General features: G+C 57.4%; 14 protein-coding genes and 1 pseudogene. 5 read left to right on the plus strand and 10 right to left on the minus strand.

Translation table 11 applies throughout. The features are described from left to right. Positions 1-159 precede the first annotated feature (159 nt). Positions 160-2439, minus strand: coding sequence for a TolC family protein (locus CA51_RS08110; protein WP_145119463.1), 2280 nt, complete (start codon positions 2437-2439; stop codon positions 160-162). A gap of 494 nt (positions 2440-2933) precedes the next feature. Between CA51_RS08110 and CA51_RS08115 the strand changes: the two genes are divergently transcribed. After that, positions 2934-4229, plus strand: coding sequence for a hypothetical protein (locus tag CA51_RS08115; RefSeq protein WP_145119465.1), 1296 nt, complete (start codon positions 2934-2936; stop codon positions 4227-4229). Between the two features lie 159 nt (positions 4230-4388). On the opposite strand, the gene CA51_RS08120 is transcribed toward CA51_RS08115, so the two are convergent. The 4 genes from CA51_RS08120 to rsmG all read right to left on the minus strand — a co-directional run bounded on the left by CA51_RS08120 (position 4389) and on the right by rsmG (position 10128). Beyond that, a complete protein-coding gene (locus CA51_RS08120; protein ID WP_145119467.1) occupies positions 4389-5957 on the minus strand; it encodes a BBP7 family outer membrane beta-barrel protein in 1569 nt (522 codons plus the stop codon). A 313-nt stretch (positions 5958-6270) separates the two neighbouring features. Next, a complete protein-coding gene (gene cysN, locus CA51_RS08125) occupies positions 6271-8220 on the minus strand; it encodes a sulfate adenylyltransferase subunit CysN (protein WP_145119469.1) in 1950 nt (649 codons plus the stop codon). 141 nt (positions 8221-8361) lie between these two features. Further along, a complete protein-coding gene (gene cysD / locus CA51_RS08130) occupies positions 8362-9273 on the minus strand; it encodes a sulfate adenylyltransferase subunit CysD (protein ID WP_145119471.1) in 912 nt (303 codons plus the stop codon). A 195-nt stretch (positions 9274-9468) separates the two neighbouring features. Next, positions 9469-10128 (minus strand): 16S rRNA (guanine(527)-N(7))-methyltransferase RsmG, encoded by a 660-nt coding sequence (gene rsmG, locus CA51_RS08135; protein WP_145093424.1) that lies wholly within the window; start codon positions 10126-10128, stop codon positions 9469-9471. A 230-nt stretch (positions 10129-10358) separates the two neighbouring features. Between rsmG and tsaD the strand changes: the two genes are divergently transcribed. Beyond that, a complete protein-coding gene (tsaD, locus tag CA51_RS08140; RefSeq protein ID WP_145119473.1) occupies positions 10359-11381 on the plus strand; it encodes a tRNA (adenosine(37)-N6)-threonylcarbamoyltransferase complex transferase subunit TsaD in 1023 nt (340 codons plus the stop codon). On the opposite strand, the gene CA51_RS08145 is transcribed toward tsaD, so the two are convergent. From CA51_RS08145 to CA51_RS08155, 4 genes and pseudogenes are all read right to left on the minus strand, one after another. Then, complete coding sequence (locus tag CA51_RS08145) at positions 11375-12169, minus strand: DUF3226 domain-containing protein (protein WP_145119475.1); 795 nt, start codon at positions 12167-12169, stop codon at positions 11375-11377. The two genes, tsaD and CA51_RS08145, sit on opposite strands and share 7 nt — an antisense overlap. A gap of 3 nt (positions 12170-12172) precedes the next feature. Further along, positions 12173-12985 carry an AAA family ATPase gene (locus CA51_RS08150; protein ID WP_231746064.1) on the minus strand — a complete coding sequence of 271 codons (813 nt, stop codon included), beginning with the start codon at positions 12983-12985 and terminating at the stop codon, positions 12173-12175. 228 nt (positions 12986-13213) lie between these two features. Continuing rightward, a pseudogene (locus CA51_RS26500) lies at positions 13214-13369 on the minus strand (AAA family ATPase); the annotation flags it as partial. 250 nt (positions 13370-13619) lie between these two features. Beyond that, positions 13620-14117 carry a hypothetical protein gene (locus tag CA51_RS08155; protein WP_145119478.1) on the minus strand — a complete coding sequence of 166 codons (498 nt, stop codon included), beginning with the start codon at positions 14115-14117 and terminating at the stop codon, positions 13620-13622. A gap of 312 nt (positions 14118-14429) precedes the next feature. On the opposite strand from CA51_RS08155, the gene CA51_RS25735 reads away from it, so the two are divergent. The 3 genes from CA51_RS25735 (at position 14430) to CA51_RS08170 (ending at position 17571) form a co-directional block, all read left to right on the plus strand. After that, positions 14430-15293: a hypothetical protein gene (locus CA51_RS25735; RefSeq protein ID WP_197451682.1), complete on the plus strand. Its 864-nt coding sequence runs from the start codon at positions 14430-14432 to the stop codon at positions 15291-15293. 157 nt (positions 15294-15450) lie between these two features. Then, positions 15451-16278 (plus strand): hypothetical protein, encoded by an 828-nt coding sequence (locus CA51_RS08165; protein ID WP_145119480.1) that lies wholly within the window; start codon positions 15451-15453, stop codon positions 16276-16278. Between the two features lie 165 nt (positions 16279-16443). Then, the gene (locus CA51_RS08170; protein WP_145119482.1) at positions 16444-17571 is read left to right on the plus strand and encodes a patatin-like phospholipase family protein; all 1128 of its coding nucleotides are present in this window, start codon (positions 16444-16446) and stop codon (positions 17569-17571) included. 143 nt (positions 17572-17714) lie between these two features. Here the strand turns inward: CA51_RS08170 and CA51_RS08175 are convergent, their stop codons facing one another. Then, positions 17715-18170, minus strand: a complete 456-nt coding sequence (locus CA51_RS08175) for a hypothetical protein (RefSeq protein ID WP_231746065.1) — start codon at positions 18168-18170, stop codon at positions 17715-17717. Positions 18171-18262 lie beyond the last annotated feature (92 nt).

An 18262-nucleotide genomic window follows, 5' to 3' on the forward strand; every position in this document is an offset into this window, starting at 1 on the left:
AACGAAAAAAAGCCCGGCGCGATTGCGCCGGGCTCCACAGATCAAGACCTGTGGTCTCCACCCCCATGGAAATTGTTGTGTCGCCTGCGGGTTTGCTGATCGGACGCGAATCTTCGATTCAGCGTGCGATCGGTTCCGCGATCCAGGCGACTGGTGCGACTATCCTCGATAGGGATTCGAGGAGCTGGCATTCTCACCGACCGCTTGGTAGCTGGCCGGTGCGATCACCGATCGTTTCTTCGAATCCATCGCCGATGTCGTCGGGCCCGGGCTGACCGCCGAGTTGTTGCTCAGCGGCGGGTTGATGCTGTTGAACTCAACATCTCCTGGCACGACTTCCATCGGCATCGCATCCTCGTAGTAGATCTCGCCGACTTCGTCACCCATCACGGTCTCGTTGTCGATCATCACGTTGTTGACGTTTGTCTTAACAGGACCTTGGCGGACAACGCCTGGACGTGTGTAGCCGTAGTTCATGTAGTAGCTGGCGTCGCGTTCGCGAGCTCGTTCCAACGCATCCCAGTAAGCCTTGTCGACCCATGGTCCTTCGCTGAGGGTGATGTTGTTGTAATCGAGCAGGGTTCCCTTGAGGTAATGGACGTAGGCGATCGATTTGTTGTATTCGCAAAGCGATCGGTAGTATTCGATCTGTGCCAAGGCACGACGTTGTTGACTTTGTAGGACCACGTTGACCGGCGATCGGCCACCTTCGTATTCAGCCAATCGAGCGCGGACTTCTCGCTCCGCAGCGGCCCAGCGTTGGAAACTGTTGTGGATCAGGTCGTAGTGCACCTGCAACTTGCCGACCGCATCGCTCAATTGATGCACCATCGCCAATTCCTTCTCTTGCAAGAACGCTTCCTCGCGTCGCAGTTGCAGTTGAGCATTGCGAACCCGAGCCTTCTCGCGTCGCGATCCAACCGCGGGTGGTGTGAATTCCAATCGTGCACCAACTTCGGTATGGTCCCCGCCGGTCAGGTCGGCCAGAGCGGAGTTTGGAAAATTGTTGCCGGGAAGGTTTCCGCCATCGCGGTCCGATGGTCCCAGTGTGTCGCCAACGCCGACCCAGCGAGCCGAGAACGAAAGGTTCAAGTCGGGCAGCATCTGGTTCTTGGCGACCAAGCATTCGAGTTCACGTTGTTTGATGCGGATCTTTTGAGCACGCAGTTCGGGGCTGCGATACAAAGCTTCGGTGGTTAGTTCGTGCCAGTCGAATTTGACAGCAGCCAGCGACGGTTCGTCGATCGGACGTGCAAGTCGTCCATCGGTCGAAGCGATGCCCATCAGGTTGCGGAGTTCGCGTTCGCGGCCGTAGACGCCAAAGGGATCGTTGCCGGGAACGTTGGTTCCCGCCAGAGCGGTTGTCAATTGAGCACTGAAGGCGAAGAACTGTTCTTCGGCTTGAGCGACGTCTTGAGCCGTTCCCGAACCACTTTCCAAGTTCAGTTGTGCGAATCGAGCTGTCGCTTGAGCACTGTCGCGAGCGATCTGGGTTGTTTCGACGTTGCGGTAAGCACAATACAGTTCCCAGTAAGCGTTCTCGACGTCGGCGACCAAGTTGCGAACCAATGCTTCGAACTCGGTTAGCGAGCTGTCTTCGTTCAAGCTAGCCAGAACCACGGGGACGCGATTGACCATCGTGCCGCGGTTTCGCATCAAAGGATGTTGTACTTCAGCTTCCAGGACGACGGTGTAGTCGCTGGGAACCAGACGTCCAGCGTTGGAAGTCAGGTTCGCCGGGATGTTGTTACGTGAGTAGATGATCTGCTCGCGAAGTGTGGCAACACCACCGGTGGCGAGTCGTTTGGACAACGCCAACTGTTGGGTGCTGTCCCAAGCACGGAATTGCTGTGCGCTGAAACCGTTGTTGGCTCCGACGTTTCGCGGGCGATCGGTTGTATCGTAGCTCAAGAAGCTGCTCATCTGAGCGTCGAATTCAGCCAACGCGTCTTCGACACCACCAACCTGCGAAGCTCGGATCGCACCACGTGGCAGCGTGCGGTTGCCATCGCTGTCGATGGTCAATGGCAACGACTGAGTGGTCGATGATTGAATCGCGGGGTCGTAGGTCGAACCCAATCCGTCAGGCGAACCGCTCAGAATCTGAGCCGCTGTGTTCTGACGTTGTTGGGCCGTTCCCGAAACGGTGCGAAGGATCTTGCTGTTGTTCAGCGCGATCGATACGCACTCTTCCAACGTCACATCCCAGAACTCGTATTCGTGATTGTCGACCGTCAGCGGCGCCTTGGCTTGCAAGACATCCTCCAACTTGGGTAGCTCGACATCCGGATACTCGATCGCGGTTGCGGTGTCCAAATAGTGCGATAGATCGCCGTCCTCGTGTAGGTAGAACGGTTGCGTAGGTGTACGACAACCCGTTGCTACGACAAGCAGCGCGATCTGCAGGTAGACTGCGTATTGATATTGTGTGCGATTCATCCGTCTCGGTTTCCTCTGATGGGTCGCGCCCCAGCTCCACTAACTGGATAACGCAACGATCCCTGGAAACCCCCCTCAACACCCCGACCCCAAAGCTGGGCGTACTCGTGTTGCTGTAATCGTTATCGTCAACGCAACCGGCAAACTTTGACATTTCACCCGGCGATTCCAGAATTTCTTTTCGATTCGATTAACGCCAACAAAAACGCTCGGTTTTTCGACAGCTAGCAATCCGCCGCCGACCGCCCGCTACTCTCCCCTCGCCGGCAATCGACGCTAGCATCCGCAGATCGGCGGCACTGATTGGCGCTCGCTCGCTTGGCCGTCATGCTGGGACTAACACGTGAAAACATTTGACACGTGGAAACATTTGACACGTGGAAACATTTGACACGTGGAATTATTTGACACGTGGAATTATTTAAAGCACTTTCCAATCGCGCGTTCCCCGCTGCGAAGTACCTGTTCTTTGTTGCAAAGTCTACGAATCGCCCATGTCCCCTCCCCTTTCCCGAATCACATCCCGCTGGAAATCGACGACGATCCTAGGCGTTCTGTTTTGGAGCGGATGTCTGGTGGCGATCGCGATCGCTGCCCGGACTCATCGCGCCGAGGCGTCGCGAGTGACCGAATTGGCGACTCACTTCATGCGGTCGCGCGATCGGTTTCGAATCGAACTGCCCGATGGACCGCTCCGCCGCGGCGACGCGATCTTTGCTCAGGATGCTAGCGGCCAGTGGACTCAAGTCGGACATGCGATCTCCGACGACGAATCGGGCGCGCAGCCGTCGGCTGAAATCCTTTGGTACGGCTCGCAGCCGGCATCGCATTACGGTTTCACCTACTGTCGCAATCGCGGCACGCTAGCCGAAGCTGTCGAGATCTTGTTGCCAGCCGAGCGACGAACGGTGATCCTTAATAAGATCGCCGCAGCTCAGCGGTTGCACGGTCCCGAGCTGACCGCAGCCTTTAAACCGATCATCGAACAGACGCTCCGCGAAAGCGTCCCGGTGATCCAGCAGGCGTTGGTTCGAGCGGTTACGGCGCATCAAGCTGAATTCGATGCGATCGGCGAGCGTTTCGAAGCCGAATTGATCAACCAACGCGTCGTACCGCTGGTGCGGTCTGAGGTGCTGCCGATCGTCCGCACCCACGGTGAACCGGTCGCCGCCGAGATCGGTCAAGAGATTTGGGATCGGGCGTCCTTGTTCCGCTTCGGCTGGCGGATCATGTACGACAAATCGCCGCTGCCGCAGCGCGATCTCAGCCAGCAGGAATGGGAGCGTTTTATGGAGAACGAAGCGATCCCGGTCTTCGAATCGCACGTCGACCAGATCGTCGGAGCTGTCAAAGCAATTTTGCGAGACGTCGTGAAAAACGAAGCGGTTCGCGACGAGTTCACTCAGGTTTTGCAGGAGGTCGCCAGCGACGATCAATTGCAAGCGTTGGCCGGTTCGATCGTTCGCGATGCGATCATCGACAACCAGGAACTGCGGCAGGTCTGGCTGAAAAACTGGCAGACCGCCGAAGCGCAGCAGGCGATGCAATTGGCCAACGCGCGGCTGGAACCGCTGGTCCGCGAGATCGGCGACGAGATCTTTGGGACGCGCGAGACGGGAATCAGTCCCGGATTCGCTCGCGTGTTGCGGAACCAGATCCTTAATAAGGATCGCCGTTGGATCGAAGCGCAGGTTTTACCCACGGCTCGGAATGAAGACCAGCCCGCGATCGCCGAGGCCGATGATCGCTCGCACCCCTATCCGATGCTCTTCTTCGCCGATCGCGATTAATCCGCGAAACAGCACACCGATCAGTGCCAAACGATTCCATCAGCCCAGCCGCGGCAAGCGATCTCAATGGCGAAGCCATGGCATGTGATCGCCCCGGACGCAAGTCCGGGGTGACGTGCGTGCGACTCCACGCTGCAATCTTCGCGAAGCGAAGACATTCTAGAACCGGATGTCGGCACCAAAATTGGCACCGTGAGCCCAGAAATCGGTCTCGCGGAATTCGAATTCGGGACGCAGGACCGAGTCGACCAGCGGCATTTGTTCGGGCGGGAACAGGTTGGGGTTCAGATCGGTATCGATCTGGTCTCCGGCTCGGACAACGTTGCTGAGATAGAACAGCGAATATCCGGCGCGAAGCGTGACGTAACGCGTCACCCGAGCACCGAGGTTGAAGGTCAACTGAGGCAAGACCGCCAGTTCGTTCCGCTTGTATTCGCCGATGTTTGTCCGCTGCGCCAGCACGCCGCCGGGGAAGCGTTCCAGGAAACCGGCTTCGACGATGTCGCTGTAGCCATCGATCTGGACGGTCTGCTTGTTGTTACCCGCCGCGACTTTGGCGACCAGTTCGGTTGTAAACCGATTCCAGCGACCGTGATAAGCCATGCCCAGCTCGATGCCGTTGAATTCGTTTTTCGTTTGGAAGCTCTCTCGAATTTGGAACGATCCCGGATTGGCAACGTCCAGACTGCGCAGGTCTTCAGCAAACACCAGGCTATCTCGCAGGTTGGCGTATCGATATCCAAACAGGACGTCGAAGCGGCCGATCTGCATGCTCAGCGGACTGTTGATCGCAATCACATCGCAGGGGCCAGGCGTCGGGCAAGTCGCTCCGCGGCCGTAGAGACCAAACGAGCTGAGCTTCGATTCCGCATTGACGCTGATCCGCCCCGAGACGACGTCTTCGTAGGAGATCAATTGAGCGGTTTCGCGTCCGTTGATCAGATCGAAGAACGGCCGACCGAGGATATTCGTCGGGGCGACTTGATCGTCCGAAGCGGCAGAAAACGATTCGTTGCGGTCGAAGATCTTTAAGTAGTCACCTTCGAGCTGCCATCGCAAGTTGGGATCCAAGGCAAATCCGGCCGTGATTCGATAACCACTCTGCCAACCACCGTTAAGGTCTTGCTGGCCAAACAGCACGGTTGTGTCGGGGCCTCCCAAAAAGGCGGCTTGGTCTCGCGGCGTCCCCGAGGGGCTGGAGGTGACCAGGGCGGGAGTGCGCATCCCTTCGGCGGACCAATATAAATAGTCGGGGTTGACCCAAAAGCGGCCGGTGCGGCGGAAGGGTAACCAGGTGCTAAACGTTCCGCCAAAGTTGGTGATCTGATTTCGAAACGCCGTCGGCAGGATGGCATACGGATCCTGGTCGCCATTGGCCGCCAATCGCGCATCGGCAATCCGCTCCGCCGCTTCGTTCTCTTGCAGTTCGTCTTCGAAATTTCGGTCCGCCAAATCTCGATTGTCCGATGGACTCGACGCTTCACTGGGGATCACGATCTGAGAATCGGCCAGCGAAGGGACTTGGATCCGCGACGGCTTTTTGTATGCGGGCTTCGGTGGGAGCGAAGCGACATCGACGCGATCGGTTTGCGATTGGCTCGACGTCTCGGCACCGTTGGATTCGGGAAAGCGAAAACGCCACGACGGACCGGCTGTCTCTTGTCCAACGACAAGCGACGCAGCGGGGACGCAGCATAAGGCGATCAGAATAACAACGCGAGCGAACAACGGATGACTCCCAACTATTCCGAAGAAAATCGAGCGAATTGCTCAAGTTTCCTGGAAGCGACGGGATCATCCGATATTTCGAACCCAGGGGTCAATACACATCCAGCCTGCTAGCGGCCTGTTTATGTAGGACTTTTCGGGAATCTTGGCTCGTCTACTGCGCCGCCGATCGATCGGCCGCGGATTCAACCATCGCGTGGCAGCAGCCGGCAGCAGATGCCAGCATTTAAAGAGAGGCTGAAATCGTGACAGCCAGCATCCGGGCCTCGATGATCGAGGCCTTGCATTGGATGTTCTGAAACCGCCGGAGGTGTTAGCGGATGAAGCCGCGTTGTTTCAGCAGATCGATCACCGCGTCGACGCAGGCATCGATGCTTTGCGTATCGGTGTTCAGCGTCAGATCGGCCGCTTCGGGAGCTTCATAAGGAGCGCTGACGCCTGGGAAATCCTGCAGCTTGCCCGCATCGGCGTCGGCGTATTGCCCGGTGGTGTCGCGCGAGCGACAGACGTCGATCGGTGCGTCGACGTGGATCGTCAAGAAGCGTTCCTTGCCGATCACGCTGGCCACCTTATCGCGGACCGAAGCGTTGGGGGCGACAAACGATGCGATGCAGATCAGCCCCGAATCGTTCACAAGGTGAGCCGAGTAGGCGGCGCGGCGAAGGTTTTCGCTGCGATCTTCAAAACTGTATCCGAGGTCTTTGCTCAATCCGCGACGAACCTGTTGGCCATCGAGGACCGAGACCGAACGGCCCGAATCGAACAGCCGACGTTCGACGGCGCGAGCGATCGTCGTTTTGCCGCTGCATGTCAGGCCGGTCAGCAAGACCGTCGCCGGCTTTTGACCGTAACGGGCTTCGCGTTCCTCGGAGCTGACTTGGCTCAACTGGCCGCTGCTATCCTCTTCGCCCGTCGATTCAGCGAGGTCTTCTTCCCAGATCGCTTGGCTCTTACCGCTGGAGCTGCGGTCGAGGATCATGCCGGCGGCAACGGTTTCGTTGGTCAATCGATCGATCAGGATCAACGCTCCGGTCGCTCGGTTGTTGCGATAGGCGTCGAAGCAGATCGATTCGTTCAGCGACAATCGGCAGCGGCCGATTTCATTTAGGTTCAACTGCGGCGATAGCGTGCGGTGGACGGTGTTCACATCGATTTGATAACGCAGCGTTTCGATCGCTCCGGTGACCGTTTGCGTCGCGTGTTTGACGACGTATGTCTTTCCGGGGACCATCGGGCTGGCGCTCATCCAAACCAGAATCGCTTCGATCGCGTCGGCGGTTTGCGGCACATTGCCCGGTCGGACGATCATGTCGCCGCGGCTGCAATCGACTTCGTCGGCCAACGTCAGCGTGACCGATTGCGATGCAAACGCCTCTTCCAAGTTGCCGTCATGGGTCACGATCTCCTTGACCTTTGTCGTCTTGCGACTTGGCATGATCATGACCTCATCCCCTTGGCGGATGATGCCCGATGCGATCGTGCCGCAGAAGCCGCGGAAGTCGAGGTTGGGGCGATTGACCCATTGCACGGGGAAGCGGAAATCCTGCAGGTTGCGGTCCGATCCGATGTAGACCGACTCCAGGAAATTCATCAGCGTGCTGCCGCGGTACCACGGCGTGTTGGGGCTCGGTTCGACGACGTTGTCGCCATTCAGAGCCGACAACGGGATGAAGTGCAGATCGGGCAGGTCCAAGCGGACGGCAAACGATTTGTAGTCGGCGCAGATCTCGTTGTATTTCTCTTCGCTGAAGTCGACCAGATCCATCTTGTTGATCGCGACGACAACGTGCCGGATGCCCAGCAGCGAAACGATAAAGCTGTGCCGTTTTGTCTGTGTCATCACGCCGTGGCGGGCGTCGATCAGGATCACCGCGAGGTCGGCTGAACTGGCACCGGTCGCCATGTTGCGAGTGTATTGTTCGTGGCCGGGAGTGTCGGCGATGATGAACTTCCGCCGCGCGGTGCTGAAGTAGCGGTAGGCGACGTCGATCGTGATCCCCTGCTCCCGCTCCTCTTTCAAACCGTCGGTCGCCAGGGCCGGATCAAATTCACCGCCGGCAGCACCTTGGGTTTTCGAATCGGCTTCCATCTTGGCCAATTCGTCTTCGTAGAGCATCTTCGAATCGAACAACAGCCGCCCGATCAGCGTGCTTTTGCCATCGTCGACGCTACCGCAGGTGATGAAACGGAGCAGTTGCTTCTGCTCGTGCTGCTTCAAGTAGGCGTTGATGTCTGTCGAAATGAGGTCAGATTGATGCGACATGTCAGTTTTTTAAGGGCTTGGTGCGCCGTCAGGATCGATCGATGGCGAGATGGACGACGGAATGAAGTCTCAATGATTAAACAACGGATACAGAGTTCGAATTCCGGCGGACGCCCTGAGCTGTGGCGACCGCCGAAACTATTAGAAGTATCCGCGTTCCTTTTTCTTCTGCATGCCTGCACCTCCCTCATCCTTATCGATCAGGCGGCCTTGGCGTTCGCTGGTGCGAGTTAGCAACATTTCTTGGATGATCTCGGGCAGCGTCGTCGCTTCGGATTCGACAGCGCCGGTCAACGGGTAACAGCCCAAGGTGCGGAAGCGGACCATCTTCTCCATCGGCTTTTCGCCCGGACGCAGTTGGACTCGTTCGTCGTCCAACATGATCAGCACGCCATCGCGCTCGACCACTTGGCGGACCGCCGATTTGTACAGCGGCACGATCGGGATGTTTTCCAGGTGGATGTATTGCCAAACATCCAGCTCGGTCCAATTGCTCAACGGGAAGACGCGGATGCTCTCCCCTTTATTGACCTTGGTGTTGTAGAGGTTCCACAACTCGGGACGTTGGTTTTTCGGATCCCAGCGATGCCGGCGATCGCGGAACGAAAAGACTCGCTCTTTCGCGCGGCTCTTCTCTTCGTCGCGGCGAGCTCCACCAAACGCGGCGTCGAAACCGTGTTTGTCCAACGCCTGCTTGAGGCCGTCGGTCTTCATCACTTCGGTGTGCTTTTCGCTGTCATCCAACGGGTGGATCCCCAGCTCACGTCCCTCTTCATTGATATGGACGATCAATTCCAGCCCCAGTTCATCGCGAACGTAGGTGTCGCGGAATTCGATCATCTCGCGGAATTTCCACGTCGTATCGACATGCATCAGCGGGAACGGCGGCTTGGCGGGATAAAACGCCTTCAGTGCCAACTGCACCATGACCGCCGAATCTTTGCCGATCGAATAGAGCATCACCGGGTTCTGAAACTCCGAGACCACTTCGCGGATGATGTGGATACTCTCGGCTTCGAGCTGTTTTAGATGCGTTAGGTTATAATCAGTCATGGATTTTTGTTAGCTTTTGTCCGGCACCGGGAACAGAAGTTGAGGGCGTTGGTTCGCCCGAGTGGATCGAGCCCCGGGGCAAAAACGGGGACCGATGGATGGCCGACGCGATCATCTGGGCGTTGGCCAGACGAAGTATAAACGACTTCGTCGTAAACGTTTAGCCCAGGCGTCGCTGGGCTGGAGCGTGGGAAATTACTTGCGAACCACGGGGACGCCGTGCTTCCAAATCTGCAGGATCACCCCTTCGTTTTCGGTCTCCGGCATTTGATAGCTGGCGACCTTTCGCAATTGCAAGCCTTTCATCACGCCGTGATGACGCGCTTCATTGCGTTCTTCGACCCACTTGGGGCCTTTGACCGCAAGCACTTGGCCGATCGAAGCCCAATGCGGCTCCAACCATGTGCACAGCTTGCGAAGCGAGCCGACGGCGCGGACGACGATCGTGTCGAATCGCAGATCGTGCAACAGATCCTCGGCGCGGGCTGCGTAAACGGTGATCGGCAGGTTCAGTTCGGAAACGATATCGTTGAGGACTTGGGCTTTCTTGCCGACCGATTCGGCCAGCGAGACCTGTAGGTCGGGGCGGACGATCGACAGCGGAATCCCGGGGACGCCACCGCCCGAACCGAGGTCGAGGACTTCGTGGTCGTCGGGGATGATGTTGGCCAGTTGGGTGACGTCGAGCATGTCGCGCGTCCCAAACAGCTGCCACGTCGTGTGCCGCGTCAGATTGACCTTCTCGTTCCATTCCCACATCAAACGGGCATAGTCTTGCAATCCCTCGAGTTGATCGTCGGGCAGGCTGATCTTTTCTTGAGCGAGTGCCTGCAGGAATTCGGGTTCAACGGTCATTCAATCTCTTTGTCTTGTTGTCTTTTGGTTGGTCTTCTGTAAACCAGATCGCGCGTCGGGTAAGCTGGTCGATCGCCTTGTTCGCGGATCGTTCGCGGCAGGAGCTGCGATCGTTGGGCTGCACCGTGGCGGCCTTCACACGCCGCGGCAACGGTTCTCAAGCACCTTGGTTTCCATCGGTCTTTGAGTCGCCGATCACGTAATGAAAGTCGCTCGGGCCTTAAGCTGCAATGATTATATTGACAATCGAATCAACGTGCGATGAGACTGCCGCCGCGGTGATCGCTTCGGGGCCCCACGTTTTGGGGGCCGCAGTCGCCACTCAGACCGAATTGCACGCCCGGTTCCAAGGCGTTGTCCCCGAGGTCGCCGCTCGCGCTCACGTCCAACGCATCCTGCCGGTGATCGACGAAGCGATCCGACAAGCCGACATCGATCCGGCCGATCTCGACGCGATCGCCGTCGCAAACACCCCCGGTTTGGCGGGGTCGTTGATGGTGGGGCTGACCGCCGCCAAGACCCTGGCCGTTGCTTGGAACAAGCCGCTGGTGGCGGTGAACCATCTGCAAGCCCATATCTACGCCTGCCAAATGTCCGATCCCGGCGAGATCTATCCCTGCGTGGGACTGATCGTCAGCGGCGGTCACACCAGTCTGTACGCTTGCCATAGCGCGACCGAACTGGACTATCTGGGGGGAACAATCGACGACGCTGCTGGTGAAGCGTTCGACAAAGTCGGGGCGATGCTGGGATTGCCCTTCCCCGGCGGGCCGTCGGTCTCCCGCGCGGCGGCCGCTGGAAATCCGAAGGCGCACGATTTCCCTCGCTCTCTGGTTGGCGAGGATCATCTGAATTTCAGTTTCAGCGGTTTGAAGACCGCCGTTCGCTACTGTTTAGTCGGTCCGGGGAAGCAAGATTTTTCGCAGCTGGACCTGTCCGAGCAGCAATTGGCCGATCTGTGCGCCAGTTTTGAACAGGCAGTCGTCGACTGTTTGGTCGCCAAGAGTCGCCAAGCGATTCGGCAAACCGGTTTTTCCAAGCTGTGCGTTGGCGGCGGCGTCGCGGCCAACGGGCGACTTCGCGCCGCCTTGGCCGAAGCGGCTGATCGAGACGGATTTGGGCTGGTGATCGCCCCACCGGACCTATGCACCGACAACGCGGTGATGGGAGCGGTGGCGCTGGAACAGATCGAGCGCCACGGATACGACAGCCTCGACGTCGACATCCACCCCGGCCTACAACGGGGCTACTGAGTTGGGGCGGTAGGAAGCGCTAAACCGAATAGATCGACCAGAAATGTCTGGACGGCCTTGATTCGCGGCAGGCTTAGGTTGTTTCCACGCAACCAAACGTTGTCTTGAATCGACGCCTGCACGGCTCGCCCTGGACGCAATGTATTTGCAATCGAACCGACGACAGCTTTGTTGTACTTTGCAGACTTTGACAAGTCTTCTCGTTTTTTGTCGACAAAGGAAGTGTCGTCCCTGGCGAAGTCGACATGTTTTCGAGCACTTTCGAGTAGCTTAGGAAATGTAGATTCAGCACATTGAAGCAACAGATCTTCCAAGTTGCCTTCGCTTTGATTGTCTGGCAGCACAAAGACGCCGACGCGCTGTTCATCTGCCGAAATCGTTCCCGGTATTGCTGGCAGATTGAAGGAATTGCGAGCAAACTCTTCCTTAAGGCCAGCGTAGCGGGTAGTGACGGCGACTTCTTTGTCGGTGTCCAAAATAATCCCAATGCCAGCAAGCTGACTATAGTCGATCGAGAATGCGGATTCTTCGATCGTTTGGGCAAGTCGTGTGTCACCCAATGCACTGTGGAGGGCGATTGCATGCGAGTTGCTTTGCATGAATAGCGGAACGGGGACTCTCGCTTGCAAGTCGCCATTGTGCGGAAACGTCGTCGGTACCAGCGGTTGAAAGAATGGATCGAGTTCTGCCTCGAGCCGTACACGTTCTAAGCCGTATGGTGCCAGCAATCGATAGGCAAATTCGATGTCATGGGGGCCTTCAACAACTAGATAACCGTATGTTCTCACCGCCTACCTCACATCGAGTCCGCGTTGATGACGCATTCGCCGCAACAGGTCACCATAAATTCGCTTCGCGTCCGTTCGGTCCCCGTCGTTGTCGAGATGGAAGGTCACCAAATCGTCGAGATTGTCTCCGCTGGCGGCTAAAATACCGTCGATTGCTTCGAGACTGTGGGTGGTCGCGATGACTTGAACGTCGAACTGTTTTGCCGTCTTCATCAGCCAATCGAAAACCTTTACGAGCGAGCTGATGTGAATACCGGTCTCGATTTCATCGATCATTAACAGCCCTCCCACTAGCTTTGGCAAGGTGCTCGAAAGCAGCACGGCCCGGCGTAGCGCATCGCCAAACACAGAAAGCGGTGCCGGTCCAAGACGCTTATGGTTTAAGTAGATCGCTGCATCAAGGCCGCCGTAAGAAGCGATTTGAATATCGGTGATCTCAGGATCGAACTGGCGAATGAGGTCGAGCACATGCTCGCGTTTCTCCATCGCATCGCCGTTGCCCTGGAATAGCTGGCTGGAATGTGAACGCAGCTGGAGTTGGTTGATCTGATACGAATAGGGCGTTAGCGTGCTTGACGGCAAATTCCCCTGTCGAGGCCTCGATAGGATCGGCCCCATGCGATCATCGTCATCCCAAAACTGAAGCGTGATCGGATCTGTCGTGGAAACCGTAGGGAAACCAAAGGGCGACGGTTGGTCAGCTGCGTCGTTCATTTCAACAACGTGCTTGAGCTCAATACCTCGCCATGATTCGGCGAATGCGATCGATTCGGTCGCATCCTCTGGCAAACGCCGCATGTGCTTCAATTCGTTCAAGCTCGGGATGCCCTGAATATCGGAGACTTCAGCGACTAATTTTCGCAGCGGGTAGCGACCCTGCGAATTGATTTCGCATCGACCTTTAAACATGAAGTCTTGATTTCTGAGCGCTCCACTTTGCGGAAAGCACCACCGCAACGATTGCCCGCGATTTTCGTCCAGACCGCCAAAATCTCGACGCCGAATCATCGCTAACCATTCTTGAGGACCAAACGGATTGCATGCGATCGACATCGCTTCCAGGACGCTTGTTTTCCCCGAATTGTTGTCACCAACGAGAATGTTGACCGCACCGAGTCCTTCGAGCCGCAAGTCGCGCAGCCCACGAAAGCCGTCGATTGTGATCGTTTCAAAGGGGAGCGTATTCATGTCGACATTCATATTCGTTTTTCGCGGTTTCCAGCGCCCGGCTTGTATCTTCCCCTGCAATTCGTCCCTCTGCGGCGGATTTCAGCAATTGCCTTCAGGGTCGGTTGGGAACCGACTCAGAGAAGTCAGCGTTAACAACGCCAGACGCATCGCCTCTACGCTTTGATTCTATTCGGAATTGGTTAGGCAGTGCTATGCAGTCTGCCGCGTTTCGCTTCATCAACTTTTCCACCGGCTTGCGACTGCAGGACACGGCGGGCGATTACGACGATCGGCGGCGTGGCAGCCGCGATACCTTGGCGATCGTTGGCGGCGAGGGGCAATCGGCCAGCCACTGCAGCACCCGCGGTTCGATCTCGGCGATCGGGACCGAGGTCCCTTGCCAGCGGTGCGTCTTGTTCTGCATCGCGGCTTGCAGCGGGCGGATCCGGTCTTCCCAGCGCTGCAACATCTGCTGCGTCTGCTCGGAATTCAACGGGTGTTTGGTCAGTTGCAAGCGGCCACCCGAAGCGGTTTGTTCGAGTCGCAGGATCTGACCGCCAGCGACTGCGTACCGCGTGCCGTCACAAAAAATGCGGCGCAATTGGAAGTTAGGATCGAACTGGAAGACAGGATCCGCGGCAAAGAACCAGCTGGGCGAACCATCGTCGCGAAAACCGACGACAACTTCGTTCCCGTCGGGCATCTGGATCACACCGCGGACCGGCAGCCCGGTCGCTTCGGCGAGTAGGTCTTCGCGGTCGTGAGTATCTCGAGCCATCAGCGTGTTCCCGATTGGAGGTTCGCGGGCGGTGGATCTGCTCGCGTCGGTTCATTTTACGCTGCCGCGGATCGGCAGCGGGATAGGGCTTTGCGGAGTCGTCCGGTGGATCGTCGGCTGACGAATCGACTGAGGCAAGGCGGGGGGAGTTTGAGGATTATTCGGATTTTGCGGATTTGATCAAGTTTTCCGATTCCGAGTGACGATAACGAATCCTGAGTCAAGATATGTTGGCATTGAGGGCACGCGATCGGTGTGCTGATGCGATGCTGGCGCGAGAATAGCCTTCACACCAAAATAGGAATCGAAACGATGCGATTCTTGATCGCTAGCATGATGCTAGTTTCACTGATTGTTCTGTCGACGGGCTGCGTTTGCGGCCCCGGCGGATATCCCCTCTGCGATTCAGGTCCTGGATACGCAAGCGGCTGCGACAGCTGTGGCCCCGGCGGTTGCGAACCGTCGTGCGGTTTCGACGGCGGCTACATGGAACCCGCTTGCGGGATCGATGGTGGTTGCGGTGAACCGAGTTGTGGTTGCGGCCCGGCCGCGTGCAATTCCTGTTGCATCAACCCATGTGCTTTCGTCTGCGGTTTCCTTCGCGATATCGGTTCGTGCATCTTTGGAGGCGGCGGTTGCCAATCGGGTTGCGGCTCGCTGTATATCGACGAATGGGCCAGTTGCCCGCCCGCTTGCAACGACCCCTGCAACAACCATGGCCAATACGTCGGTGGCGGCGGATGTGGTTGTGGTGGTGGATGCGACGGCGGCGGTGGCGTTGCCCCGGTCCACGGTCGCGGTTTAGCATCGATCTGGGGATTTAAGTACATGGGCGGCAGCAGTTGCGGCGGTGGCGGATGCGGCGATGGGTGCGGATGCACCGCCGGATCGTGCGGCAGCTATGCTTCAGGCGGCAGCTGCGGTTCGGGTGGTTGCGGATGCCAAAGCCAAAGCTACAACGTCGGCTACTCCCACGGTGGCTACTCTCACGGAGAGATCATTCGCGAACAGGGTCCTAGCCTGCAGCCGCAGATCATGGAACACCAAACCGTGCCGCACGCTGTCGAGCAGCCTGCCGACACGTTGCCTCAACCGAAGGTCTCGCAGACCAGCAGTCAAAACAAGTCAGCTCGCTTGGTCCGTCCCTCGCAGCCCACGAGCTACATTCGGCGTTAAGATTTGCTGAAAAAACGGAGCTAGTGCGGTGTGTGGTTTGGCACGTCGCACGATCTCCGGTAACAAACTTTGTGTGAAGGCAAAGATCGCCCGGTCGCTGGCTATCGGAAACGATTGCCGCGACCGGGTTTTTTTGATTCAAAGGGACGGTGACCCGATGGTAGTGCACCCCGCAATTCAACCGACGTTATGCGTGATCGGTTTTCCGGTCGCCGGCAACGCGATGCAATTCGCATTGGAAAGAGTGTTGGTCGAAGCGGGCCTGGATTGGAAATTTGTTTCGTTTAACGTTTCCCCTGATTCCTTCGACGAAGCGGTCCGGGGCGTCAAAGCGTTGGGACTGGCGGGGCTGGCGATCGCTTCTCCGTTTGAAACCCAGCTGTCGGCCCACGTGGAGCGTTTCACCACGGGGTGCGATGGCGATGGCTGGATCGATTTTTTGCAACCGGTTCAAGGCGTTTGGGTCGGCAGCAATCAACTGGCACGAGCCGTGATGCAGCTGGCGCGGCAAGCGGTTCCCGAACCGAGCCAGATCTATATTTTGGGCGATGGTCCGCAGGCTCGCGGAATCGCCGCCTATTTCTCCGCTCACTCGCTCTCCTGCCAGTATTCAACCGCCGGGCTGCAGGAACCGGCTGTTGCCGTGGCCGAGGGGGCCGGAGCGTTTGGCGAATCGATATCGGATGTCGATCCGCTGTCGATGGAGAACATCGATCCAAGCGTGATCGTGATCCGCGCCGATGCCGAGGACGGTAAGCCCTGCTCGCTCGATTCGGCGGAGATCGAAGGCTGCCAAACCGCGGGCTGCTGTGTCGAATTGGCGCTCGATCCCGCGACGCAGTTGCCGATCGCCGAACATGTGGTTGCCGTTTCGGCTGTCGATGTTCTGGTCCAGCGTTTTGCGAACGGGTTCCAGGACTGGACCGGCCTGTCGGCTGAGAAGTCGACGCTTCGCGAAGCGGTCGAAGAATATTACGAGCTATAGCTGGCGGCGGTTTTGTCGCTTCCAAGCCTCTTCCAACAGCCGATTGATCTGGACCGTTGGATCGATCCGTAGCTAGGATCATTGCCAGGAAGAACGCCCGATTTGGTCCGATGGATCTTCCCGTCCTTTGGTCCCCCGTTTCACCCAAGTCACCTTAAGACCTCAATGAAGATCGCACTTGCATTTTCCGGTGGCGGCGTTCGTGCGACTGTCTTTCACTTGGGAGTGCTCGCCCGCTTGGCTCGCCAGGATCTGTTGAGCAGCGTGAAGATCGTTTCCAGCGTTTCGGGAGGCAGTTTGGCTGCCGGGCTGGTCTTTGCTACCGCCGGTAACCGTTGGCCCAGTAGCGAACAATATCTGCACGATGTCGTGCCGCGATGTCTGTCGCTGCTGACGACTCGGAATTTGCAACGCACGTTTGTCATGAAGTCGCTGATGCAGCCGTGGCGATTGATGTCGGGCCGGGCGTCGGTCTTGGGGGACGTTTTGGAGAGCACTTGGGGACTGAAAGGTTCGCTTGCGGATCTGCCGATCGCGCCCCGTTGGCTGATCAACGCTACCTGTTATCAGACCGGTAAGAACTGGCGATTTCAACGCGATCTGATGGGCGACTACCAGACAAAATATGTTCCCGATCCCGACTTCCGTTTGTCGCACGCACTCGCCGCGTCGGCTGCGGTCCCCGGTTTGATCGGGCCGCTGTTGGTTCGATCGAAGAAGTACAAGTGGTCGGAATTTTCAGACGACGATTGGCAGCCGATCGCACCAAAATACAAACATCTGCACCTCTGGGACGGCGGCGTCTACGACAACTTGGGTGTCGAACCGCTGTTCAAACCCGGCGAGGGGCTCCGCGAAGGGACCGATTATTTGATCGTCTGCGATGCTTCGCGACCCTTGGCCAGCGAGACCCGCCAGTCGCGGTGGCGACCCGGGTTTTTGCAGGCTTCGTTGCGGTTAGTCGACGTTGCGACCGACCAGGTTCGCAGCCTGAGGGCGCGGATGTTGATGGAGCATTTCAAACAGAATCCAGGAACCGGCGCCTACTTGCGACTCGGGCTGGCGACCAAAAGTGTCTACGCTCGCAGTCCAACGCCAGGCAAACCAGCGCTATCGGACGACGAAGTCCAACGCGTCGCTCAGATCGAAACCACGCTCCGGCAGCTCTCGCACAACGAGTTCAGTCTGTTGTTCCGCCACGGATTTGAAGTTGCCGACGCGATGTTGTCGACTTATGGACAAGAATCGCTGCGCCACGTTCCACGCAATCGCGTACTGTTCAAAGCTGCCTGATGCGGCGACGAAGACTTCATCTAGAAGTACGCCGAAGATCGATACAGATCCACGGGCCGGGACGGTTGATGTTCCTCATGTGAAAACTCGCAAGCCCAGGTCCGGTGCATGCGATGGTGATCCGAGCGTCTGGATTTACGCCGCTAGTCAACAATTAGTTCGTCGCGCACCATTCGACATACCGTGTAGGAAACGTTTTTAGTTCTTTCTTCGGGAACCATCTTACAGACGGTGTGAGCAATGTGTCTTTCTTTGATTTCTGGCACCATCTTGCAGACAACGTAGTCGATTGATTCCCCTGTCACATCGTCCAGCTTCGTTCGAGTTTCGCGAACGACGTTCATCTGAGTGTAACGACGCGTCGTAGTACGCTGTTCGTAAACCGGTTGCATGACGGTGTAGGTAACCGTTTTTTCCTGACGTTCGTACACGGGGCGCATGATCCAACGAGTTGAAGTCATTGCGGATGAATCAGGCGTGTCGGACAGCGATATAGACTTGGAGCGGGATTCGTCAGGTACGTCTCCATTTCCCGAAATGCAGAAAAACAAAGCGATTAACGCTAGGACGACGACAGAGTACGTTTTGCGAATTTTCACTGACTGCTCCGTGCGTTAAGAATCGCGGCCCACCAGTTTATCGGCAACCCAGTGACGCTTGGTGAATAGCCATTCGGGTATATGCGGCGGTT

The sequence above is a fragment of the Rosistilla oblonga genome, assembly GCF_007751715.1.
Taxonomy (GTDB): Bacteria; Planctomycetota; Planctomycetia; order Pirellulales; family Pirellulaceae; genus Rosistilla; species Rosistilla oblonga.